Below are 23,188 nucleotides of genomic sequence, written 5' to 3'. Positions count from 1 at the left end.
GAGTAGATATGCGGAGAGACTACCCACCCGCCCCACAGCTCCTCCACACCCCCTCCACGAATACGGAAGGAGTCACTCCGAATCCCCTCCGCCTTCACCTCGGCAACGCCCGCAGCCCACACGGTGAGCGCACGCCGCCGAGCGTGCTCACGGTCGGCGACCCCCTGGACAACGTGGGCGGATGCCCCTGCTCAGCCTGCACAACAAGGCCGTCCTGCCGCCCGCCTCGGGCGCGACCCGGCGCTCCATCAGATGGAACTGGGCGACCTCGACGACCTGCTGTGGCCGCACACCACCTGCTACACGCTCGACACCGGCCAGTACGTCGGCGCCCGGGACGACTCCGGCACCCTGATGGCCGTCGCGGGTGTGCACGTCTACTCCCCCACCCACCAGGTGGCGGCCCTCGGCAAATGTGACCACCCGTCCCACCATCCGGGGCCAGGGTGCGGCCTCGGCCTGCGTGGCCGAGCTCTGCCGCAGGCTGACCGGCACCGTCGACCACATCGGGCTCAACGTCCGCGCCGACAACACCACGGCCGTACGCCCCTACGAGCGCCTCGGCTTCACCCACGAGCTGGACTTCGAGGAGGCCGTCCTCACCGCATGCTGACCCCGGTCGCGGGTCCTCACTCCCCTCCGGACGGGTGTCGCCGCCGTGACCTGCCGAGCCGGGTTCAAGGAACGGCGGAAGTCACCCGGATGCCGGAGCAGCCCACCGGAGCGGTACGGCCTCGCGGCCGCCCGGCAGGGCCGCTCACGGGCAACCGGCAGCTCCACCGGCCCCGCGTGACTACAGCGGGCCCGGGAAGCGCTCGGCGAGGCCCCGGAGCAGACGCGCGTACGCTTCCCGCTGTGGCGTCCGGGGTTCGACCCGGCCTTTCTCCCAGGTCCAGATGGTCTCGCGTTTCACCCGAAGGGCGTCCGCGATCTGCTGCTGGGTGAGACGGGCGGCCTTGCGCAGGCGGGCCCGCTCCTCGGGGGCGGGCAGCTCCTCCGCTTTCGCGAGCAGTGCGTCCACTGCTTGGAACAACGACCCCGGTTCCGTCATTACGCCACCTCCGCGCAGTACCCTAGCCTCGATGTCACTGCGGATCTAACACCCACGCCGGTGCTGCCGGTGGAGTCCTTTCGGCCATTGGGCGCAAAACCGTGGTCCACGTCACGTAATTCGATCCGTAACGGATCGACCTGCCCCGCGATGAACGGGGAGGTGTTGTCGCGCGGGAATGAGTTCCCGTACCGCGTTGTCCCACTCCCCCTTGTGAGAGGCTCCTCGTGTCGCTCAGCTCGACCAGCAGGGTTTCAGTCGCCGAGAAGAAGCGTCCCGCCAAGCGGGCGGCCGCCAAGGCCGCAGTGGCCGCTCCGCAGACCGCACCGTCCTCCGAGGACGGCGGCGACTGGGAGGACGACAAGGAGCAGGCCGCCGCCGAGCCCGAGGAGCAGGAGGGCGGCGTCTTCGTCCTGTCCGACCGGGACGACGACGACGCGCCCGCTCAGCAGGTGTCCACGGCCGGTGCCACCGCCGACCCGGTCAAGGACTACCTGAAGCAGATCGGCAAGGTCCCGCTGCTCAACGCCGAGCAGGAGGTCGAGCTCGCCAAGCGGATCGAGGCCGGCCTGTTCGCCGAGGACCGGCTCGACGTCGACGACAGCCTGACCCCGCAGTTCCGCCGTGAGCTGGAGCTGCTCGCCGAGGACGGCCGCCGGGCCAAGAACCACCTGCTGGAGGCCAACCTCCGCCTGGTGGTCTCGCTGGCCAAGCGCTACACCGGCCGCGGCATGCTCTTCCTGGACCTGATCCAGGAGGGCAACGTGGGTCTGATCCGCGCGGTGGAGAAGTTCGACTACACCAAGGGTTTCAAGTTCTCCACGTACGCCACCTGGTGGATCCGGCAGGCGATCACCCGAGCGATGGCCGACCAGGCCCGCACCATCCGCATCCCGGTGCACATGGTCGAGGTCATCAACAAGCTGGCCCGCGTGCAGCGCCAGATGCTCCAGGACCTGGGCCGCGAGCCCACCCCGGAGGAGCTGGGTCGAGAGCTCGACATGACCCCCGAAAAGGTGGTCGAGGTCCAGAAGTACGGCCGGGAGCCGATCTCGCTGCACACCCCGCTGGGCGACGAGGGCGACAGCGAGTTCGGCGACCTGATCGAGGACTCCGAGGCGGTCGTCCCGGCCGACGCGGTCTCCTTCACCCTGCTCCAGGAACAGCTGCACTCCGTCCTCGACACCCTCGCCGAGCGCGAGGCGGGCGTGGTCTCGATGCGCTTCGGCCTGACCGACGGCCAGCCGAAGACCCTGGACGAGATCGGCAAGGTCTACGGCGTGACCCGCGAGCGGATCCGCCAGATCGAGTCCAAGACCATGTCCAAGCTGCGCCACCCGTCCCGCTCGCAGGTCCTGCGCGACTACCTGGACTAGACCGCCTCACGGACCTCCGTCGGCTCGGTTGCGGGCCGGGTCCGGCCGGTGGTGATGCCCCGCTGCTCGGCGCCGGGCCGTTCGGCGAGCGCGGGGCGGCTTCGGCCAGGTGGCCCTGGTGCAGGCGGGGCGGTGGCGATCAGCAGCACGGTCCTGGCCCCAGGGGGGCCGAACGTCACCTCAGAGCGCCCGTCGCATGCACACCCGCGGCCCAGCGGTCCAGGCCGTGGGCCGCCTCCCGGGCCCGGATCGCCCGCAGGCCGGGACCGACCTCGTCGCCTTCGATCACCTCGAAGCCGCAGCGCACGTAGTACGGCGCGTTCCAAGGGACTTCGGCGAAGGTCGTGAGCGTCAGCGCTGGGAAGGCGACGGCGGCGCGTCCTCGGCGATCTCCGCCGCGCCGACCTCCCGGAAGCACCGGCGGCGGCCAGCTCGATGCTCTGCAGAACCGGGAAGTCGGCTGTACGTACGGTCCGAATGCGCATGACCGTGTTCTCCACGCCGACCTGCCAGTCACCGTCGCCCCGCTCAGCCGACGGCCGCGCCGAACCACTTCGACAGCGGCCCGACCAGCTCCTGCTGATCGTCACCGACCCAGGCCACGTGACCGTCCGGCCGCAACAGCACTGCGGGGACGTCCAGCTCCTCACTGACGTCAACGACGTGGTCGACCCGGTCCGCCCAGCCGTCGACCGACAGCCGGCCGGTCTGGTCGAACAGCAGCCCACGGCCGCCGTGCATCAGCTCGTAGAGGCGGCCCCGCTTCAGCTGTACGTCCCGCAACCGCCGACCGAGCAGGTCGTCGCCCGGACCGAAGTCGTAGCGGACGCCGACCGCGGTGATGATCCCGGTCATGTACCGGTTCACCTCCTCGAAGTCCATCAGCCTCGAGAACAGCTCCCGCAGCGCGGTGGCCCCCGGATCGGTCCCCAGCAGCGTGACCTGCGCGCGGGTGTTCTCCAGCACGGCCGCGCCGACCGGATGCCGTTCGGCGTGGTAACTGTCCAGCAGCCCGTCCGGCGCCCAGCCGGCGACCGCGGCGGCCAGCTTCCAGCCGAGGCTGAACGCGTCCTGCACGCCGAGGTTGAGCCCCTGCCCTCCGGTCGGCGGGTGGATGTGCGCCGCGTCCCCGGCCAGCAGCACCCGGCCGACCCGGTAGCGCTCGGCCTGCCGGGTGGCGTCGCCGAACCGGGACAGCCAGCGCGGCGAGTGCGCGCCGAAGTCCGTACCGGCGACCGCCCGCAGCTGCCGCCTGAACTCCTCGAGGGTCGGCGCGCTGCGGTCCTCCGACACGCCGTCGGCGGGCACGACCATGCGGTACACCCCGCCCGGCCGGGGATTGACCCCGAACCGCAGCTGGGTCTTCCGGACCTCCGCCACGACGGCGTCGATCACCTCCTGACTGTCAGTCAGCATCAGCTCACCGAGCAGGGTCTCGACCTTGGCGGGCTCGCCCGGGAAGCCGACTCCGATGAGCTTGCGCACCGTACTACGGCCGCCGTCGCAGCCGACCAGGTAGCGCGAGCGCAGCCGCGTGCCGTCCGCCAGCTCGACGGTCACCCCGTCCGCTTCCTGGCTCAGGCCGACCAGCTCGCTGCCGCGCCGGATCTCCGTACCGAGTTCGAGCGCCCGCTCGTTGAGCAGCCGTTCGGTGACCGGCTGCGGGGTGGCGAGGCCGTACGGGTGGGCGGTGTCCAGCTGGTCCGGCCACGCCTTCATGATGCCGCCGAAGAGACCGCCGGCCTGGAACTTCTCACTGACCGCCAGGAACCGGTCCAGCAGACCGCGCTGGTCCATCACCTCGACGCTGCGCACGTGCAGGCCCTGCCCTCGGCCCTGATCGGTGGGCTCGGCCAGCTTCTCCAGCACGATTACGTGCACGCCGTGCAGCCGCAATTCGCAAGCCAGCATCAGACCGGTCGGCCCGCCGCCGGCCACGATGACGTCGATCATCAAAACCCCCATGGAAATCAGCCGGTTCCGGCTTCGGTCGACGATTGTCCGTGATCACCCGGCCCTTGCCGCAAGCCCCCCTGTGCGCTATAAGTTGAGAGTGGCAAGGAGCGTGTTCACCTCCTTGCCTCTGCCGTGTAGAGCGCTGTGAGCTCCGCACCCAGCCTCGCCAACTCGTGACGGGCCTCCGGCGGGTGCAGCACCTCCACCCGGGCGCCGAGTCCGGCCAGTTGGGCCACCACCACCTCGGGTGACGGTCCGTTGATCTCCAGCTCGCTTCCGCCGTCCGGAAGTTGACTTACCATCCGCAGCCGTCCGCCGAACAGCCGGTGCAGGACTGCCGAGGCGTCGGACCTCGCCCGTACCCGGACGGTGGCGGCGTGCAGCCGCTCCTCCATCCGGGCGGCCAGCTCGCGCCAGACCATCGCCAGGTCGAACCCGTCCGGCCGCTCGACCGGATCACCGGTGGCGACGGCGGAGGTCACCCGGCTGAGCCGGAACGACCGCAGACCGTTGGCCGTGTCGGCGACCAGGTAGCCGACGCCCGCCTTGGTGGCCAGGCCGAGCGGGTGAACGGTCCGCTCCCCGGCGGACCGCCCCGGGGTCGCGTAGCCGAGCCGCACCTGCACGCCCTCCACCACCGCTCGCTGGAGTGCGTCCAGGTGCGGTTCGGCGGCCGTGGAGGTGGCCCGCGACCAGTCGGTGGGATCGGCGAACCCGGCCCGCGCGGCGGCCTCGGCGGCCGGGCGCAGCGGCGCCGGCAGGGCCCGAACGAGCTTGCGCAGTACGGTCCTTGCCTCCGGCGAGGTGGCGGCAGGGCCGGTGGTCAGAAAGAGCGAGCGGGTCTCGTCGGCGGTCAGGCCGGTCAGGTTGGTCCGGGCTCCGCCGACCAGCGACCAGCCGCCGTTCCGGCCGCGCTGCGAGTAGACCGGGATACCAGCCGTGGCCAGCGCCTCCAGGTCCCGGCGGGCGGTGCGCTCCGACACCTCCAGCTCAGCGGCCACCTGGGCGACGGTCACCTGCCCTCGCTCCTGGAGAAACAGCAGGGCGGCGACCAGACGATCAGCTCTCATGACAAGTCAGTCTGCCGGTAAAAGTGGCCAGAAGATGGCCACTTAAGCGCTCAGAGTGGAGTCATCGCCGCGAACGAGCGCGGCACACAGGACAGTTGGAGCTGACCATGATCGTGGTGACCGGAGCGACCGGAAACGTCGGGCGTCCGCTGGTGCAGGCCCTGGCCGGAGCCGGTGCGCAGGTGACCGCCGTGTCCCGCACGGCGACCGAGCTCCCGCCCGGCGTACGCCACCGGGTGGCCGACCTGACCGACCCTCAGGGTCTGCGGGCCGCCCTGAGCGGTGCCGAGGCGCTCTTCCTGCTGATCGCGGGCTCGGGCCTGGAACTCGACCCGGACGCCCTGCTCGGCGCCGCGAAGGCGGCCGGAGTCCGCCGGGTGGTGCTGCAGTCCTCGCAGATCGTCGGCACTCGGCCGGACTCTCCCTCGCACGCCGGGCTGCGCGCCTTCGAGGAGGCAGTCCACCTGTCGGGCCTGGACTGGACGGTGCTGCGACCCGGCGGCTTCGCCTCGAACGCCTACCTGTGGGCCGAGGCCGTCCGCACCCACCGCACGGTGGCGGCGCCGTTCGGGGACGTGGGCCTGCCGGTGGTCGATCCTGCCGACCTCGCCGAGGTGGCGGCCGCCGCGCTGCTCGGCGACGGCCACGCCGGGCGGACGTACGAACTCACCGGCCCCGCACCGATCTCCCCGCGCGAGCAGGCCGAGGCGATCGGCGCTGCCCTGGGCGAACCGGTCCGCTTCCTGCCGCAGAGCCCCGCCGAGGCCCGGGCCCAGCTGCTGCACTTCATGCCCGAACCGGTGGTGGACGGCACCCTCGACCTCCTGGGCCGCCCGTCGGCCGCCGAGCAGCGGGTCAGCCCCGACGCCGAGCGGGTGCTCGGCCGGCCCGCCCGTCCGTTCGCCGCCTGGGCGCAGCGCAACGCCGCGGCCTTCCGCTGAGCGGCCCGGCCGTACCGTCAGCCCCGCCAGGCGGTGGCCTCGCCGCGCTCCGGCTCAGACCGGCTGTGCCACCACCTCGACGCCCGGTTCGACCGGGGCGGCGCGCTCGGCGGGCCGGTCGAGGGCCCAGGAGGCGGCGGCGATCAGGAAGCCGACCGCCGCCAGCCCGGCCCCGACCAGTGCCGGTGACACCCAGCCGAACCCGGCGCTCAGCGCCAGGCCGCCGAAGAACGCGCCCTGCGCGTTGGCCAGGTTGAACGCCCCCTGGACGGTCGCCGAGGCCAGCGTCGGCGCACGCCGGGCCTTCTGCAGCACCAGGGTCTGCACGGTCGGTACGGTCGCGAAGCCGAACAGCCCGATCAGCACCACCGTGACCGCGGCCGACCACTCCGTCCGGGCGGTGACCGAGAACGCCGCCAGCACCAGCGCCATCAGCAGGAAGGTGGCGCAGATGGCCGGCCGCAGCGCGCGGTCGGCGGCGTACCCGCCGATCACGTTGCCGAGCGTCATGCCGACGCCGAACAGGGCGAGCACCACGGTGACCGAGCCCTCGGAGAAGCCGGCCACCTCGGTGAGGATCGGGGTGATGTAGCTGTAGCAGGCGAACAGTCCGGCGCAGCCGAACACCACCGTGCCGAGCGCGAGCCAGAGTTGGCCGCTGCGGAAGGTGGAGAGCTCGCGACGCAGCCCGGCGCCGGGGTGGCTCGGGAGGGCGGGGACCAGCCGGGCGATGGCGAGGGTGCCGAGGCCGCCGATCGCGACGACCACCAGCATCGCGGCCCGCCAGCCGAGTTGCTGCCCCAGCAGCGTGGCGACGGGCACCCCCACGATGTTCGCCACCGTCAGGCCGGAGAACATCACCGAGACGGCGCGGGCCCGCAGGTGCGGGGCGACCAGTTCGGCGGCCGCCACCGCTCCGGCGCCGAAGAACGCGCCGTGCGGCAGGCCGGTGATCAGCCGGGCGGCGACGAGCAGCGGGAAGGTGGGCGCGACGGCGCAGAGCAGGTTGCCGACGGTGAAGAGTCCGGCCAGACCGATCAGCACGCCCTTGCGGGGCAGCCGGGCGCAGGCCGCGGTGAGCAGCGGGGCACCGATCACCACCCCGATCGCGTACATGGTGATCAGCCAGCCGGCCTGCGGGATCGAGACCCCCAGGTCCCCGGCGGTCTGTGGCAGCAGGCCCATCGCGGCGAACTCGGTGGTGCCGATGGCGAAGGCGGTGACGGCGAGGGCGACGAGCGCCAGCGGCATGTGGGTTCAACTCCAGGTCAGGAAGGGGGGCGGTCGCCGCTGACCGCCGTACGTGGAGATCGGGCCAGTCTAGCGAGCACCCGTGAGCGTACGGATCCGGTGCAGTTCGCCCACGATGTCGTTCAGCGTGTGACAGTCCGCCGGGGCGGTGGCCGGGGCCGGGGCCGCCGGGGTCAGGCCGTCGAAGGTGTCGGCCAGGGCAGCCAGTTCGGTGGTGACGAACCGGGCGGTCGTGGCCGCCGGTGCGGGACGGCCATGGTCGAGGCGGACGGCGCAGGCGGTGGTGGCGTCGACGATCCGCTCGGCCCGGACGGTGACGGGCAGCCAGTTCCGGTCGGCGTGCAGTTCGGCGGCGGCGGTCTCGGCGGCGGCCCTGGCCTCGGCCAGCGCCCGGTAGGCGGTTCGCCGCAGGGCGGCCCGTTCGGGGCCCTCGGGTGCGCCGGAGAGTACGTGGTCCAGGTAGTGCCTGGCGTGCCGCAGCGCGACCGCGAACCGGTGGCCGACACTGGTGCGGGTCGAGGCCAGCCGGGGCAGGTGGCCGACCACCAGGACGATCGCGCAGGCCAGCGCGGTGTCGGCGAGCCTGGTGCCGGAGGCCCGGGTGTCGCCGCCGAGCGAGACGAAGGCGAGCACGGTGACGGTGATCACGGCGGTCTGGGCGGCGAAGTGACGGGCCGCCAAGGGGATCAGCGCACCGGCCACTGTGACGGCGGCCACCTCCGCCCCGCCGGTCGGCCAAGCGGCGAACAGCAGCACCCCGAGCGCGGTCCCGACGAAGCGGTTGACCACCCGGGAGAACAGCGGGCCGACGTCCGGCTTGACCAGGAACGCGGCGGTGACGGGAAGCCAGTACCAGTAGTCGGCACGCAGCAGCAGCGCGACGGCGGTGCTGACGGCGACGCAGACCGCGACCCGCAGACCGTTCTCCCGCCCGGCGGGACCGAGCGGACTGGCGCCCGGACGGCTGCGCGGCGGCACGGCGGACGGGCCGGCCGGGTCCGCGAAGGCGAGCGTGGCGTCCAGTACGGCGCGGTCGAAGGCGCTGCGGGCGGCGGTGTCGGAGCTCGGGGCGGGCAGGGCGCCCGGCAGGGCTCCGGCCCGGACGGCGGCGGCCAGCCGGCGGGGTCCCTCGGCGATCCGGGGCGGCAGCGGGGTGCCCTCCCAGAGCAGTGCGACGCTCGCCTCGCAGAGCGCGGCGGCGGCCGCGAACCGTCCGAGCAGCCGCTGCTGACCGGCCCCACCCGAGCCCGTCCGCCGCCAGAGCCGCAGCGCCTCGTCGGCCTGGTCGAGCGTCCCGGTCAGCCTGCGCCGGGCGGCCTCGGCGGCCGGGGTGCCGACGGCGTCCAGCGCGTCGGCGAGTGCGTCGAACACGGCGGCCACCGCATGCCGCTCCCCGTCCGCGCCCGAGGGGCTGACGGTCAGTCGGAGCAGCAGCGGCCAGAGCGCTCCGGCCAGGAAGCAGAACGCCTTCACCCAGGGCGGGGTCCCGAGCGGCATCCCGGCGCCGACCGCCGTCAGCACCAGCAGTTGGACGGCGGCGGCCGCGCAGACCGGTCCCGCCACGCTGACCGCGCCGGAGAGCAGCCCGACCAGGGTCAGCAGCGCCAGCGCCCACCAGCCGGGGGAACCGCCGCCGAACCACCCGAGGGCGCCGGCCAGGGCGGGTACGGCGATCCGGACGGCGGCCACCCGGCGGGTGCCGGGCCGGTCGTTGAGGGTGGCGAACATCGCGCCCAGTCCCGCCGCGACCGCTGCCGGACGGTGCCCGGTGGCCAGTCCGACGGCCAGCACGGGCCCCATCCCGAGCGCGCCCCTGAGCAGGGCCGGCCAGGGCACCGGGCCGCGCTGCCAGCGGAACGGGTGGGTGAGCCAAGCGGGCGACTGGGGCACGGTCCTCCTTCTCGAGCGGGTGTGCCGCCAGCCTACGGGCGCCAGTTGTCCGTTCCGCTGCGCCGCCGTTACGGGAACGTGAGCGTTCCCCGGTCCTGGCCAGGTGCCAGAATGGCGAACCGGCGCGCCGCACCCGATCGCGTGCCGGGAGGAGAACCACCGTGTCGGACGCCCTGCTCGCCGCCCTGGACGTCGGCGGCACCAAGATCGCGGCAGCGGTGGTCTCACCCGACGGCGCCGTACTGGCCAGGACCCGGCGGCCCACCCCGGCGGACCGGGACGGCGAGGCCGTGCTCGCCGCGGCCGCCGAGGCGCTGGCCGAGCTGGCCGACTCCGTGCACTGGCCGCGGGTGGCCGCCCTCGGCATCGGCAGCGCGGGTCCGGTGGACATCTCCCGGGGGACCGTCAGCCCGGTCAACATCCCCGGCTGGCGCGGGTTCCCGATCGTCGAACGGGTTGCCGCGCTCCGGGCCGTCAAGGGCCTGCCGGTCACGCTGGCCGGGGACGGCATCGCGATCGCGGCGGCCGAGCACCGCTACGGCGCGGCCCGCCCGTACCGGAACGCACTCTGCCTGGTGGTCTCCACCGGCGTCGGCGGCGGACTGGTGCTGGACGGCGAGCTGCACTTCGGCACCACGGGCAACGCCGGGCACATCGGCCACATCTCGGTGGACTTCGACGGCGAGGCCTGCCCGTGCGGCGGCCGGGGCTGCCTGGAGCGCTACGCCAGCGGCACCGCGATCGCTCGCCACGCCCTCGCCACCGGCTGGCGGCCGCCCGCTGACGACGCGTCGGCCGTCGCGGTCGCCGCCTCGGCCAGGACCGGTGACCCGCTCGCCCTCGCCGCCGTCGACCGGGCCGCCCGCGCACTGGCCGCGGGCATCGCCACCACCGCCACCCTGGTGGAACTCGACGCGGTGGTGATCGGCGGTGGCGTCGCCGAGACCGGCGACCTCCTGCTGACCCCGCTCCGCACCCACCTGACCACCTACGCCGCCCTGCCCTTCACCACCACCCTCCAGCTCCACCGCGCCCAACTGGGCACCGACGCAGGCCTGGTGGGCGCCGCAGCGGTGGCGGCATCCCTACTGGAGAGCTGAGGCCCCGCCGCCCCGCTGCTGGTGGCTACCCGGCCACCCGGAGCAGCAGCTTGCCGGTCGAGGTCCGGCTGCCCATCAGCGCGTGGGCCTCGGCCACCCGGTCGAGCGGGAACTCCGCGGTGACCGGCAACTCCACGCCGCCCTCGGTGACGGTACGGAAGGCTCGTTCGGCCAGCGCGCGCAGCGCCCCGGGGGCGGTCCTGGCGAGCGTCAGGATGGAGAAGCCCGCCACCGAGCGGCCGTGCGTGGCGAGGTCCGACTGCCCGAGCTGCCAGGCCGGTTCACCGCTCGCGTTGCCGTAGGACACCAGCCGCCCGTACACCGCCAACGCGTCCAGGCCGCGCCGCAGGGTGGCCCCGCCGACGGGGTCGAGCAGCAGGTCGACGCCGCGTCCGGCGGTGGCGCGGCCGACCTCGGCCACGAAGTCCGAACCCGGGTCCACGAACACCTCGTCATAGCCGAAGCCCCGCGCGTACTCGGCCTTGGCGGCCGAGGAGACCACGCCGTAGACCGCACCGGCCCCGGCGGCCCTGGCCAGCTGCCCGGCCACCGTGCCGACTCCGCCCGCGGCGCCGTGCACCAGGACGCTCTCGCCCTCGCGCAGCCGCCCGACCTCGTGCAGCAGCGCGTACGCGGTCGGCAGCACGGTGGGCAAGGTGGCCGCCGTCCGCAGGTCCAGCCCCGGCGGGAGGGCGAAGACGGTGCTCGCCTCGGCGAGTGCCACCTCCGCGTAGCCCCCGCCGGCGGTCAGCGCGGCCACCTGCCGGCCCGGCGTCAGCCCGGTCACCCCCGCGCCGACCGCGCGGACCACGCCCGACACCTCCAGCCCGGGCACGAACGGGAGGGCGGGTACCCGGTAGCCCTCGGCCCGCGCCTTGAGGTCGGCGAAGTTCACCCCGGCGTAGGCCACGTCGATGGTGACCTGCCCCGGCCCCGGCCTGGGCACCTCGGCCCGTACCGACCGGAGCACCTCCGGACCGCCGTACTCCTGGAACTCCACCGCGCGCATGACAGACCCCGCCCCTCGGCATGTGTTCAATCGAAAGCGAACACTCGGAGTGTATGATTTTCATCGAACACTAGGCAAGAGGAGATCGGCATGCCGGACGAGACGGCCAGCAGCGGCCACCGCGCCGCCCCGGTCCACCGCGATCCGGACCGGGTGCCGGTGGAGGCCGCCCTGTCGGCCCTCGCCGACCCGGTCCGCATCCAGCTGGTCCGCGAGCTCGCGGGCGACCCCGACTGGACCCGCAGCTGCGGCAGCTTCGACGTCCCGGTCGGCAAGGCGGCGCTCAGCCACCACTTCACCGTGCTGCGCGCGGCCGGCCTGGTCGAACAGCGGGACCAGGGTGCCAAGCGGGTGAACCGGCTGCGCCGGGCCGAGTTCGACGCCCGCTTCCCCGGCCTGCTGGATCTGGTGCTGCGCCCCGAACTCCCCGCCTGACCAGCCCCCCGACGCTCCACGGCGGCCCACCGCACCCCGTGGGACCATGGCAGGACGGAAGTCCGACCCCGGGGCGGTGGTCCGATACATGCCTACCGACGAGCCGGGCCTCGGTCCCCTCCCGTCCGGCCTCGCCGACGGCGAGCCGGACCAGGGCGGCCTGCTGATGGTCCCGATCGCCACGGCGCTGATCGCGGCCGACGGCCGCATCCTGCACTGGAGCACGGACGCTCAGGCACTGCTCGGTTACACGCCGGAGGAGGCGATCGGCGCCCGGGCCGCCCAGCTGCTGGTTACCGAGGAGCAGCGCCCCGACGTCCAGGAGCTGTTCCGTTCGATCCTGGAGGGCCGGGCCTGGTCCGGGGTCTTCCCGGTGCTGCACCGCAGCGGCCACCACGTGAACCTCGAGTTCCGAACCCACCCCGTGCTCGGCCCCGAGGGTCTCCCGCTGGTGCTCGCGGTCGCCTCCGACGTGACGGCCGTGCACCGCCTGCGGGCCGACCTCGCCGTGCTGAACGGCTTCTTCACCCAGGCACCGGTCGGCATGGCGGTGTACGACACGGAGCTGCGCTTCGTCCGGCTGAACGAGGCACTGGCCCGCACCAACGGTCTGTCGGTCGAGGCCCAGCTCGGCCGCCGGGTCACCGAGGTGCTGCCGGGCATCAACGGTGCCGAGATCGAGGCGGTGATGCGGCGGGTGCTGGAGACCGGGGAGGCGGTGATCGACACCCGCTCGCACGGCCGGACCCCCGGTGACCCGAACCACGACCACGCCTGGTCCGCCTCGTACTTCCGCCTGGAACGCCCCGGCGGCGGCGTGCTCGGGGTGAGTTCGACCATCGTGGACATCACCGAGCGCTACCGCGCCGAGTCGGAGGCGGCCCGGGCGCAGCAGCGGCTCGCGCTGCTGAACGAGGCCAGCACCCGGATCGGCACCACCCTCGATCTGCAGCGCACCGCCCAGGAGCTGGCCGAGGTGGCGACGCCCGCGCTGGCCGACACGGTGGTGGTGGAGGTACTGGATTCGCTGGCCCGGGGTGAGTCGGCCGCTCCGCCCAGCCCGGCGGACCGCTCGGCGGTGCTGCGCCGGATGGCCTTTCACACGGTGCCGGGCTCGGCCATGACCCCGCTGGCACCGCTGAACGCCGTGCATCGCTACCCGCCGTCCGCCCCGTTCGCCTGGGCGTTGAGCCACCGGCGCCCGGTGCTGCTCCCCGCGATCGAGGGCGCCGCGCTGCACTGGTTCGCCGACACCCCCGAACTGGCCCGGCAGATACGCACCGACGGCGTCCGCTCGCTGATGGCGGTGCCGTTGATCGCGCGCGGAGCTGCGGTCGGGGTGGCGGCGTTCTACCGGAACGTGACGGAGCGCCGCTACGACCAGGACGACCTGGCGCTGGCCACCGAGCTGGCCGCCCGGGCGGCCGTCGCGGTGGACAACGCGCTGCTCTACACCCGCGAGCGGGACGCGGCCCGGCAGCGGCAGCAGGCGCTGGACGAGACGCACGCCGCCCAGCAGCGGCTGCTGCTGCTGAACGAGGCCAGCACCCGGATCGGCACCACCCTCGATCTGCACCGGACCGCACAGGAGTTGGTGGAGGTGGTGCTGCCCCGGTTCGCGGACTTCGTCACCGTCGACCTGCTGGAGTCGGTGGTGGAGGGCGAGGAGCCCACCCCGCCGCCCGATGGCGGGCCGGCGATGCTGCAGGCGGTCGCGGTGGGCGAGGCGCTGGGTTCGGTGGTGATGGCGGGGGCGGCCGACGCGGTGGGCGAGGCGAGCAAGTCGGCGCAGCTGTACGCGGAGAGCCTGCGCAGCCGGAAGTCGATCCTGGTGCCCGAGGTGGACGAGGCCGCGCTGCAGCGGATCGTCGCCGCGCCGGAGCGGGTGGCCCCGAGCCTGGCGGCCGGCGTGCACTCGTACCTGATGGTGCCGTTGCTGGCGCGCGGGGTGGTGCTGGGCGGTGCCGAGTTCATCCGGACCGGCAACACCCCGGAGCCGTTCACCGAGGACGACGTGGCGCTGGCCGAGGAGTTGGCGGCCCGGGCGGCGGTCTGCATGGACAATGCCCGGCTGTACCGGCGGGAGCGGGAGACCGCGCTGACCTTGCAGCGCAGCCTGCTGCCGCAGGAGGTGCACCGGACGCTCGGGCTCGAACTGGCCCACCGCTACCTGCCGAGCAGTGTGATCAGCGAGGTGGGCGGCGACTGGTTCGACGTGGTGCCGCTCTCCGGCGGCCGGGTCGCGCTGATCGTCGGTGACGTGATGGGCCACGGCATCCGGGCGGCCGCGACGATGGGCCAACTCCGCACGGTGGCAAGGACGCTTGCCACCCTGGAGCTGGAGCCGGCCCGGGTGCTGCGGCGGCTGGACGAGGCGGCCGCCGCAGTCGGCGAGGACCAGTTCGCCACCTGCGTCTGCGTCTTCTTCGATCCGCTGGACCGCAGCTGCACGGCGGCCTCGGCCGGCCATCTGCCACCGGTGATCGGCCACCCGGACGGCACCGCCGAGCTGCTCGAACTCCCCTCCGGGGCACCGCTGGGCGTCGGCGGGGTGCCCTTCGACAGTCGGCGGTTCACGCTGCCCGAGGACGGCATCCTGGTGCTCTACACCGACGGCCTGGTAGAGCGGCGCGGGCAGGCCCTGGAGGACGGCATCGACCTGCTGCGCCGGACGGTGGCCGACCGGCGGCCCACCCTGGAGCAGACCTGCGACGCGGTGCTGACCACGCTGGACGCACCCGCGGGCCAGGACGACGTGGCCGTGCTGATGGCGCAGGCCCGCCCGGTCGGTGCCGACCGGTTCGTGATGCTGCCGCTCGTCGACGACCACGCGATGGTCGGCCACGCCCGCCGGTTCGTCCGCCGGACCCTGACCGACTGGGGCCTGCCCGGGCTGGTCGACCAGGCCGAGCTGCTCACCAGCGAGCTGATCACCAACGCCCTGGTGCACGCGGGCTCGCCGGTCGAACTGCGCATCCTCCGGGACCGCCTGCTGACCATCGAGGTCGCCGACGTGGACAGCCGGCCGCCCCGGCTCAGGCACGCCAAGGACGCGGACGAGGGCGGCCGCGGCATGTACCTGGTCAACGAGCTGGCCCACCGCTGGGGCAGCCGGGCCACCGAGGTCGGCAAGGTCGTCTGGTACGAACTGGAGGCGCCGCCCGGCTGACGCCCGCTCACTGATCCGACCCGGGAGAACGACGTGTCCCTTCGCAGACTGAGCACCCTGCCGTGCGGACGGCGTGGCAAGTGGGTGGTCCTGGTGGTCTGGCTGGCGGTGCTGGTGCTGACCGGCCCGCTGGCCGCCAAGCTGGCCGGCGCCGAGGACAACCAGGCGTCCAGCTGGCTGCCGGGCGCCGCCGAGTCCACCCAGGTCCTGAGCACCCAGCGCGCCTTCCAGCCCGTCGAAACCGCCCAGGCCGTCGTGGTCTACGCCCGGCCCGGCGGGCTCACCCCGGCCGACCGGGTGGCGGCGGCCCGCGACGCGATGGCCTTCCCGAGCGCGCCGCACGTCCGCGGCCCGGTGGTCGGTCCGGTCCCGTCGGCGGACGGGCAGGCGATGCAGACCATCGTCCCGGTCGACATCGGCACCAACGGCTGGCAGGACCTGAAGCCCGCCGTCGACAGCCTGCGGGCCACCGCCGCCGAGGACAGCCAGGGCATGACCACCCACGTCACCGGGCCGGCCGGGATCGGCGCCGACCAGGCGGCCGCCTTCGCCGGGATCGACAGCACCCTGCTGCTCGCCACGGTCAGCGTGGTGATCGTCCTGCTGCTGCTCACCTACCGCAGCCCCGTGCTCTGGCTGCTTCCGCTCTTGGCCGCCGGGGCCGCCCTGACGGTGGCCGAGGCGGTGATCTACCTGCTGGCGAAACACGCCGGACTGACCGTCAACGCCCAGAGCGCGGGCATCCTGATCGTGCTGGTGCTCGGCGCCGGGACGGACTACGCCCTGCTGCTGACCGCCCGCTACCGGGAGGAGCTGCGACGGCACCGGGACCGGCACGAGGCGATGGCGTTCGCCCTGCACCGGGCCGGGCCCGCGATCGGCGCCAGCTCGGCCACCGTGGTCGCCTCGATGCTCTGCCTGCTGGTCGCCGAGATGAACTCCACCCGGGGTCTCGGCCCGGTCTGCGCGATCGGCGTGCTGGTCGCCCTGCTGGCCATGATGACCCTGCTGCCCGCGCTGCTGGTGGTGCTCGGCCGCTGGGTGTTCTGGCCGGTCCGCCCGTCCTACGGCACGCCGGAGCCGACCGCGCACGGCCGCTGGGCGCGGGTCGGCGGTGCGATCGCCCGCCGGCCGCGCCGGATCTGGATCGGCACCGGTCTGGCACTGGCCGCCTGCTGCCTCGGCCTGTTCGCGCTGAACGCCAACGGCCTGAGCCAGGCCGGGAGTTTCACCGGCACGCCGGATTCGGTGACCGGGCAGCAGGTGGTCAACCAGCACTTCCCCGGCGGCACCGGCGCCCCGCTCACCGTGGTCAGCGCCGCCGACCGGGCCGGGCAGGTCAGGGCGGCGACGGTCGGCACGCCCGGCATCGCGGCGGCCACCGAACCGACGGTCCGTCAGGGCACCGCACTGTTCTACGCGACGCCGACCGATCCGCCCGACAGCCGGGCCGCCAAGGACACCGTCGACCGGCTGCGCGGCACCGTGCACGCCGTTCCCGACGCCGACGCCCGGGTGGGCGGCAACACCGCCGTAATCCTGGACGCCGGGCGGGCCGCCGCACACGACAACAAGGTGATCATCCCGCTGGTGCTGGGCGTGGTGTTGCTGATCCTTGGCGGGCTGCTGCGCGCGATCACCGCGCCACTGGTGCTGATCGCCACCGTGGTGCTCTCCTACGCGGCCGCGCTCGGACTGAGCGCGCTGGCCTTCGAGCACGTCTTCGGCTTCGAGGGCGCGGACCAGTCCTTCCCGCTGTTCGCCTTCGTCTTCCTGGTGGCACTCGGCATCGACTACAACATCTTCCTGATGACCCGGGTCCGCGAGGAGTCGCTGCACCGGGGCACCAGGGACGGCGCGGTGGCGGGCCTGGCCGCGACCGGCGGGGTGATCACCTCCGCCGGCCTGATCCTGGCCGCCACCTTCGCCGTACTGGGCACCCTGCCGGTCGTCGGCCTGGCGGAGATCGGGTTCGCGGTCGCCCTCGGCATCCTGCTGGACACCCTGGTGGTCCGCTCCGTCCTGGTCACGGCCCTGACCATGGACCTCCGTCATCGGATGTGGTGGCCGTCCGCACTGCGCGACTGACTACTCCGGAGTCACGTACGCCCCCGAGATGCCGCCCCGACGACTCATCCCTCCCCCACCCCTGCCCGCCAGCCGCCCGCAGGGCACCTACTCCGGAGTCACGTACGCCCCCGAGATGCCGCCGTCGACCAGGAAGGTGTTCGCCGTCATGAACGACGAGTCGTCGCTCGCGAGGAACGCCACCGCGGCCGCGATCTCGGACGGCTCCGCGAACCGCCCCAGCGGGATGTGCACCAGACGCCGGGCCGCCCGCTCCGGGTCCTTGGCGAACAGCTCCTGGAGCAGCGGGGTGTTCACCGGCCCCGGGCAGAGCGCGTTGACCCGGATCCCCTCCCGGGCGAACTGCACGCCCAGCTCGCGGGACATCGCCAGCACCCCGCCCTTGGAGGCGGAGTACGAGATCTGCGAGGTGGCCGCGCCCATCACCGCGACGAACGAGGCGGTGTTGATGATCGAGCCCTTGCCCTGCCGCCGCATGTGCCCGATCGCGTACTTGCAGCACAGGTACACGCTCGTCAGGTTGACGTCCTGGACCCGCTTCCAGGCCTCCAGGCCGGTGGTCAGGATCGAGTCGTCGTCCGGCGGCGAGATGCCCGCGTTGTTGAAGGCGATGTCCAGGCTGCCGTAGGTGTCGACGGCCTGCTGGTACATGGCGATCACGGCCGCCTCGTCGGTCACGTCGGCCTGGATGAACAGACCGTCGACCTCGTTGGCGGCCTTGGCGCCGCTCTCCGCGTCGAGGTCGACGCAGACCACCTTCGCGCCCTCGGCGGCGAACCGCTTGGCGGTGGCCAGGCCGATCCCGCTGCCTGCTCCGGTGATGACGGCCACCCGGCCGTCCAGACGCTTGGTCATGTCGACTACTCCTGATCCGTTGCGATGAAGACGTTCTTGGTCTCGGTGAAGGCGTTGAGTGCGTCGGGGCCCAGCTCCCGGCCCAGGCCGGACTGCTTGAACCCGCCGAACGGGGTCGAGTACCGCACCGAGGAGTGCGAGTTGACCGAGAGGTTGCCCGCCTCGACTCCGCGCGCGACCCGCAGCGCGCGGCCGATGTCCCGGGTCCAGATCGAGCCGGACAGGCCGTACTCGGTGGCGTTGGCGATCCGCAGCGCATCCCCTTCGTCGCGGAACGGGACCACGCTGACCACCGGGCCGAAGACCTCCTCGGTGAAGGCCCGGTCGTCCGTCCGACCCGGCGTCAGCACGGTCGGCGGGTACCAGAAGCCCGGACCGTCCGGGCAACTGCCTACCAGATGAGGCTCGTTGACGTACGACGCGACCCGGGCCCGGTGCGCGGCCGAGATCAGCGGTCCCATCTCGGTCTTCTCGTCCGCCGGGTCACCGACCCGGACCGCCCGCACCGCGGGCTCGAACGCGGCCATGAACTCGTCCAGCACGCTCGCCTGGACCAGGATCCGGGAGCGGGCGCAGCAGTCCTGCCCGGCGTTGTCGAAGACCGCACCGGGGGCCGAGGCCGCCGCCTTGGCGAGGTCGGCGTCGGCGAAGACGATGTTGGCGCTCTTGCCGCCGAGTTCCAGCGTGACCTGCTTGACCTGGTCGGCGCACCCGGCGGCCACAGCCTTGCCGACGGCGGTCGAGCCGGTGAAGACCACCTTGCGGACGGCGGGGTGGGTGACGAAGCGTGCCCCGACCACCGGCCCGCGCCCGGGCAGCACCTGGAGGACGTCGGCCGGAATGCCCGCCTGCCGGGCGAGTTCGGCCAGCCGCAGGGCCGTCAGCGGGGTGAGCTCGGCGGGCTTGAGGACCACCGTGTTGCCGGCCGCGAGAGCGGGGGCGAAGCCCCAGGCGGCGATCGGCATCGGGAAGTTCCACGGCACGATGATGCCGACCACGCCCAGCGGCTCCTGGAAGGTGAGGTCCACTCCCCCGGCCACCGGGATCTGCCGGCCGAACAGCCGCTCGGGGGCGGCGGCGTAGTACTCGATCACGTCCCGGGCGTTGCCCGCCTCCCACCGGGCGTTGCCCACGGTGTGGCCCGCGTTGGCGATCTCCAGCTGCGCCAGGTGCTCGCGGTCGGCGTCCACGGCGGCGGCGAAGGCGCGCAGCAGCCGGGCCCGGTCGGCCGGGCTGACCCGCCGCCAGCTGTCGAAGGCGGCCGCCGCCCGCTCGATGGCGGCGTCGGTCTCGGCGAGCGAGGTCATCGGGACGGTGGCGATCACCTCCTCGGTGGCGGGGTTGACCACCTCGAAGAGATCGGGCTGCGCACGGCTCACTGGGTGCTCTCCTTGATCAGGGCCTGGAACAGGCGCGGGTCGGTCGGGTCGGTCTCGGGGTGCCACTGCACGCCCAGTACGAAGCGCCCACCGGGCAGTTCGACCGCCTCGACGGTGCCGTCGGAGCTCCGGGCGGTGACCGCCAGGCCCTCGCCAGGGCGGCTGACGGCCTGGTGGTGGTAGCAGCGGACCTTGGCGTGGCCGCCGAGGATCGCGGCCAGTCTGCTGCCGGGTGCGGTCTCGACCTCCCGCCACCGGAAGGTGGCCGGGGCGACCTGGTGGTCCGGCGGGTCGAGGTGCTGGACCAGGTCGCCGCCGAGCGCGACGTTCAGCAGTTGCATGCCTCGGCAGACGCCGAGCAGCGGGAGCCCGCCGTCGAGGGCCGACCGGGCGAGCGCGAACTCCCAGCAGTCCCGGTCCTGTTGGGGTGCTCCGGTGCGCGGGTGCGGTTCGGCGCCGTACGAGGCCGGGTCGAGGTCCGGGCCACCGGCCAGCACCAGCCCGTCCAGTCGGGCCAGCACCCGGGCGGCGCCCGCCGGGTCCTGCGGTGGCAGCAGGACGGGCAGGCCGCCGACCCGTTCGACGGCCTCGACGTAGCTCTGCGGGATCAGCGCGGCGGGCTGTCGCCAGACGCCCCACGCGGCCTCGTCCCGGTAGCTGCTGACGCCGATCAGCGGACGCTCCGTCACAGCCGCTCGAATCCGCGGCGCCGCTCCCAGTCGGTCACCGCCGCGTCGTAGGCGGCGAGTTCGACCCGTCCGGCGTGGGCGTAGTGCCGGACCACGTCCTTGCCGAAGGCCAGACCCGCCACCTCGCTCGCCTCGAACGCCGCCACCGCGTCGCGCAGCGTGCTGGGCACCCGGGGGGCGTCCGAGGCGTACGCGTTGCCGGTGAACTCCGGTTCCAGGGCGAGCTGCTGGTCGACCCCGTGCAGCCCGGCCGCGATCAGCGCGGCCAGCGCCAGGTACGGGTTGACGTCCCCGCCGGGCACCCGGTTCTCGAACCGCAGTGAGGGGCCGTGGCCGACCACCCGCAGCGCACAGGTCCGGTTGTCCCGGCCCCAGGCGATCGCGGTGGGCGCGAAACTGCCGGGCACGTACCGCTTGTAGGAGTTGACGGTCGGCGCGAGCAGCAGCGAGAACTCGGCCAGACAGGCCAGCTGCCCGGCCAGGAAGTGCTCCATCGTGCGGGAGAAGCCGCCCGGGCCGTCACCGGCGAACACCGGCCGGCCCTGCTCGTCGCGCAGACTCAGGTGGACGTGGCAGGAGTTGCCCTCGCGCTCGTTGTACTTCGCCATGAAGGTCAGGCTGTAGCCCTCCTGGTCGGCGATCTCCTTGGCGCCGGTCTTGTAGACCGCGTGGTCGTCACAGGTGGCCAGCGCGGGGCCGTACTTGAAGGCGATCTCGTGCTGGCCGAGGTTGCACTCCCCCTTGGCGGACTCGACGGTCAGCCCGGCGCCGGTCATCTCGTTGCGCAGCCGGCGCAGCAGCGGCTCGATCCTGGAGGTGCCGAGGATCGAGTAGTCGACGTTGTACTGGTTGACCGGCGTCAGCCCGAAGTAGTCCTTCTGCCAAGCCTGTTCGTAGCTGTCCTTGAAGACGATGAACTCCAGCTCGGTGCCCGCGTACGCCTGCCAGCCGTAGCCGGCGAGCCGCTCGAGCTGACGTTTCAGCACCTGCCGAGGTGAGACCGCGACGGGTGTGCCGTCGTGCTGGAGCACGTCGCACTGGACCATCGCGGTGGCCGGGTGCCAGGGCACGGTCCGGAGCGTGGCGAAGTCGGGCTTGAGCACGAAGTCGCCGTAGCCGGTCTCCCAGGAGGAGACGTCGTAGCCGTCCACGGTGTTCATGTCGATGTCCACGGCCAGTAGGTAGCCGCAGCCCTCGGCCGCGTTCTCGACCACCTCGTCGAGGAAGTGGCCGGCCGCGATCCGCTTGCCCTGGAGCCGGCCCTGCATGTCGGTGAGGGCGAGCACGACGGTGTCCACGGCTCCGTCCGCGATCAGCTCGCGCAACCGGTCGAGGGTGAGTCGGGCGCTGCTCATCGCTTCTCCAATACGGTGGTCGGCTCGTCCTCGGCGGTGACCTTGGGGCCGGTGAACCAGTGCCGGGCCGACGCCAGCCACCAGAGCCCGGCGAAGCCGAGCACGGCGGCGACCGCCACGGGGGTGTAGTTGAAACTGACGGCGGTGACCGGGCTGACGGTGGGCAGCATGAACAGCACCGTGATCACCGCCGTCCAGCCGACCGCCACGCTACCGACCAGCTTGCTCCAGCGGCCCAGATGCCACGGGCCGCGCTGGAAGGCATCACCCTGACGGAGTCTCAGGAACACCGGGACGACATACGCGATGTACAGCCCGATCACCGAGACCGAGGTGACGGCGGCGTACGCGGTGGCGTTCCACAGGTACTGCGCGCCGAGCACGAACGCGCCGCCGGTGGCCAGCCAGACGGCGGCGGTCGGGGTCTGGGTGCGCGGGTTGATCCGGTGCCAGATCCGGGAGCCCGGCAGCGCGCCGTCCCGGGAGAAGGCGTAGATCATCCGGGAGTTGGCGGTGACCGAGGCCATCCCGCAGAAGAACTGGGCGCCGATCACGATCAGCAGCAGCAGCTTCGCACCGCTCACCCCGATGGCGTCGATGAAGATCTGCGCGGGTGGCACCCCGGTCGAGCTGCCGAGCGCGCCGTCGTAGTCCCGGATCGCGAAGGTCAGGCCGAGCAGCAGCACCCAGCCGGCCACCAGCGAGACCAGCACCGAGTTGACGATGCCCTTCGGCCCGGACCGGGCGGCGTCCCGGGTCTCCTCGGTCATGTGCGCCGAGGCGTCGTAGCCGGTCAGGGTGTACTGGGCGAGCAGCAGGCCGAGCATTGCGACGTAGAAGCTGTTCTGGAAGCCGGTGTTGTTGACGAACTTGGTGAACACGAAGGAGGCGGAGGCGTGTTCGGCCGGCAGTAGGACCAGTGCGCCGACGATCACGGTGACACCGACCAGGTGCCACCAGACGCTGACCGTGTTGAGCAGCGAGACCAGCCCGACGCCCCGGGTGTTCAGCAGCCCGTGCAGGACCAGGATCACCGCGAAGATCAGCACGGTGTGGGCGGGGCTGGCGGCGTAGCCCCACTGGAGTTCCAGGAAGGCGTTGGTGAAGAAGGCGGCACCGAAGTCGACTCCGGCGGTGACCGCGACCTGGCCCATGAAGTTGAAGTAACCGGTGAACCAGCTCGTCGCCGCGCCGTTGCGCCTGGCCAGTTTGGCGGCCCAGTAGTAGAGCCCGCCGGCGGTCGGGTAGCTGGAGCAGATCTCGGCCATCGCGAGCGCGACGCACAGGGTCATCACACCGACCAGTGGCCAGCCCCAGATGATCAGGGCCGGGCCGCCGGTATTCAGGCCGAAGCCGTAGAGGGTGAGGCAGCCGGAGAGGATGGAGACGATCGAGAACGAGACCGCGAAGTTGGCGAAACCCGACATCGAGCGGGCGAGCTCCTGGGTGTAGCCGAGTTCGCGCAGTCGGTGTTCGTCGTCGCTGAGAGTGTGCTCGGAGGACATGCGCACCCCTTGGGGGTTCGGTGGGGGAGGTCCGAAACGTGCGCCCACGGCATGGTGGAGATCAATGGA

General features: G+C 72.9%; 17 protein-coding genes and 2 pseudogenes. 7 read left to right on the top strand and 12 right to left on the bottom strand.

Annotated elements, in window-relative coordinates; genetic code table 11:
• The first annotated feature begins 415 nt into the window (after positions 1 to 415).
• Positions 416 to 613 (top strand): GNAT family N-acetyltransferase, encoded by a 198-nt coding sequence (locus tag ACKUU6_RS29805; protein ID WP_407991658.1) that lies wholly within the window; start codon positions 416 to 418, stop codon positions 611 to 613.
• Between the two features lie 180 nt (positions 614 to 793).
• On the opposite strand, the gene ACKUU6_RS29800 is transcribed toward ACKUU6_RS29805, so the two are convergent.
• Positions 794 to 1,033, bottom strand: coding sequence for a helix-turn-helix transcriptional regulator (locus ACKUU6_RS29800; protein WP_407991657.1), 240 nt, complete (start codon positions 1,031 to 1,033; stop codon positions 794 to 796).
• A gap of 284 nt (positions 1,034 to 1,317) precedes the next feature.
• Between ACKUU6_RS29800 and ACKUU6_RS29795 the strand changes: the two are divergent.
• A pseudogene (locus ACKUU6_RS29795) lies at positions 1,318 to 2,427 on the top strand (RNA polymerase sigma factor); the annotation flags it as partial.
• Between the two features lie 180 nt (positions 2,428 to 2,607).
• Here the strand turns inward: ACKUU6_RS29795 and ACKUU6_RS29790 are convergent.
• The 3 genes and pseudogenes from ACKUU6_RS29790 to ACKUU6_RS29780 form a co-directional block, all read right to left on the bottom strand.
• Positions 2,608 to 2,800, bottom strand: a pseudogene (locus ACKUU6_RS29790) (GNAT family N-acetyltransferase); the annotation flags it as partial.
• 155 nt (positions 2,801 to 2,955) lie between these two features.
• The gene (gene rox, locus ACKUU6_RS29785) at positions 2,956 to 4,380 is read right to left on the bottom strand and encodes a rifampin monooxygenase (RefSeq protein ID WP_407991656.1); all 1,425 of its coding nucleotides are present in this window, start codon (positions 4,378 to 4,380) and stop codon (positions 2,956 to 2,958) included.
• A 116-nt stretch (positions 4,381 to 4,496) separates the two neighbouring features.
• Positions 4,497 to 5,453: a helix-turn-helix transcriptional regulator gene (locus ACKUU6_RS29780; RefSeq protein ID WP_407991655.1), complete on the bottom strand. Its 957-nt coding sequence runs from the start codon at positions 5,451 to 5,453 to the stop codon at positions 4,497 to 4,499.
• A 107-nt stretch (positions 5,454 to 5,560) separates the two neighbouring features.
• On the opposite strand from ACKUU6_RS29780, the gene ACKUU6_RS29775 reads away from it, so the two are divergent.
• Positions 5,561 to 6,394 carry an SDR family oxidoreductase gene (locus ACKUU6_RS29775; RefSeq protein WP_407992278.1) on the top strand — a complete coding sequence of 278 codons (834 nt, stop codon included), beginning with the start codon at positions 5,561 to 5,563 and terminating at the stop codon, positions 6,392 to 6,394.
• 54 nt (positions 6,395 to 6,448) lie between these two features.
• Here the strand turns inward: ACKUU6_RS29775 and ACKUU6_RS29770 are convergent, their stop codons facing one another.
• Positions 6,449 to 7,645 (bottom strand): MFS transporter, encoded by a 1,197-nt coding sequence (locus tag ACKUU6_RS29770; RefSeq protein ID WP_407991654.1) that lies wholly within the window; start codon positions 7,643 to 7,645, stop codon positions 6,449 to 6,451.
• Positions 7,646 to 7,714: 69 nt separating this feature from the next.
• Positions 7,715 to 9,535, bottom strand: a complete 1,821-nt coding sequence (locus ACKUU6_RS29765) for an FUSC family protein (protein WP_407991653.1) — start codon at positions 9,533 to 9,535, stop codon at positions 7,715 to 7,717.
• Between the two features lie 161 nt (positions 9,536 to 9,696).
• On the opposite strand from ACKUU6_RS29765, the gene ACKUU6_RS29760 reads away from it, so the two are divergent.
• The gene (locus ACKUU6_RS29760; protein ID WP_407991652.1) at positions 9,697 to 10,635 is read left to right on the top strand and encodes an ROK family protein; all 939 of its coding nucleotides are present in this window, start codon (positions 9,697 to 9,699) and stop codon (positions 10,633 to 10,635) included.
• 25 nt (positions 10,636 to 10,660) lie between these two features.
• On the opposite strand, the gene ACKUU6_RS29755 is transcribed toward ACKUU6_RS29760, so the two are convergent.
• Complete coding sequence (locus ACKUU6_RS29755) at positions 10,661 to 11,644, bottom strand: quinone oxidoreductase family protein (RefSeq protein WP_407991651.1); 984 nt, start codon at positions 11,642 to 11,644, stop codon at positions 10,661 to 10,663.
• A gap of 90 nt (positions 11,645 to 11,734) precedes the next feature.
• Here ACKUU6_RS29755 and ACKUU6_RS29750 point away from each other — a divergent pair, with 90 nt between their 5' ends.
• The 3 genes from ACKUU6_RS29750 to ACKUU6_RS29740 all read left to right on the top strand — a co-directional run bounded on the left by ACKUU6_RS29750 (position 11,735) and on the right by ACKUU6_RS29740 (position 17,336).
• On the top strand, positions 11,735 to 12,079 hold the full coding sequence (locus ACKUU6_RS29750; RefSeq protein ID WP_407991650.1) for an ArsR/SmtB family transcription factor: 345 nt from the start codon (positions 11,735 to 11,737) through the stop codon (positions 12,077 to 12,079).
• Positions 12,080 to 12,167: 88 nt separating this feature from the next.
• Positions 12,168 to 15,248 (top strand): SpoIIE family protein phosphatase, encoded by a 3,081-nt coding sequence (locus ACKUU6_RS29745; protein WP_407991649.1) that lies wholly within the window; start codon positions 12,168 to 12,170, stop codon positions 15,246 to 15,248.
• A 33-nt stretch (positions 15,249 to 15,281) separates the two neighbouring features.
• Positions 15,282 to 17,336 carry an MMPL family transporter gene (locus ACKUU6_RS29740; RefSeq protein ID WP_407991648.1) on the top strand — a complete coding sequence of 685 codons (2,055 nt, stop codon included), beginning with the start codon at positions 15,282 to 15,284 and terminating at the stop codon, positions 17,334 to 17,336.
• An 87-nt stretch (positions 17,337 to 17,423) separates the two neighbouring features.
• Here ACKUU6_RS29740 and ACKUU6_RS29735 read toward each other — a convergent pair whose 3' ends face one another.
• From ACKUU6_RS29735 to ACKUU6_RS29715, 5 genes are read right to left on the bottom strand one after another with little or no spacing between them, the layout of a single operon-like run.
• On the bottom strand, positions 17,424 to 18,191 hold the full coding sequence (locus tag ACKUU6_RS29735; RefSeq protein WP_407991647.1) for a 3-oxoacyl-ACP reductase: 768 nt from the start codon (positions 18,189 to 18,191) through the stop codon (positions 17,424 to 17,426).
• A 5-nt stretch (positions 18,192 to 18,196) separates the two neighbouring features.
• Entirely contained in the window at positions 18,197 to 19,570 is a 1,374-nt protein-coding gene (locus ACKUU6_RS29730) for an aldehyde dehydrogenase family protein (RefSeq protein ID WP_407991646.1), read from the bottom strand.
• The gene (locus ACKUU6_RS29725) at positions 19,567 to 20,259 is read right to left on the bottom strand and encodes a gamma-glutamyl-gamma-aminobutyrate hydrolase family protein (RefSeq protein WP_407991645.1); all 693 of its coding nucleotides are present in this window, start codon (positions 20,257 to 20,259) and stop codon (positions 19,567 to 19,569) included. The genes ACKUU6_RS29730 and ACKUU6_RS29725 overlap by 4 nt, the downstream gene beginning before the upstream one ends.
• Positions 20,256 to 21,614 (bottom strand): glutamine synthetase family protein, encoded by a 1,359-nt coding sequence (locus ACKUU6_RS29720; protein WP_407991644.1) that lies wholly within the window; start codon positions 21,612 to 21,614, stop codon positions 20,256 to 20,258. Before ACKUU6_RS29720 ends, ACKUU6_RS29725 begins: the two co-directional genes overlap by 4 nt.
• Positions 21,611 to 23,119 carry an amino acid permease gene (locus tag ACKUU6_RS29715; RefSeq protein ID WP_407991643.1) on the bottom strand — a complete coding sequence of 503 codons (1,509 nt, stop codon included), beginning with the start codon at positions 23,117 to 23,119 and terminating at the stop codon, positions 21,611 to 21,613. The genes ACKUU6_RS29720 and ACKUU6_RS29715 overlap by 4 nt, the downstream gene beginning before the upstream one ends.
• Between the last annotated feature and the right edge of the window lie 69 nt (positions 23,120 to 23,188).

Source organism: Kitasatospora sp. CMC57 (assembly GCF_045866025.2).
Taxonomy (GTDB): Bacteria; Actinomycetota; Actinomycetes; order Streptomycetales; family Streptomycetaceae; genus Kitasatospora.
The sequence above is the reverse complement of the archived record's forward strand: the minus strand, read 5'-3'. Positions and strand labels throughout refer to the sequence as shown.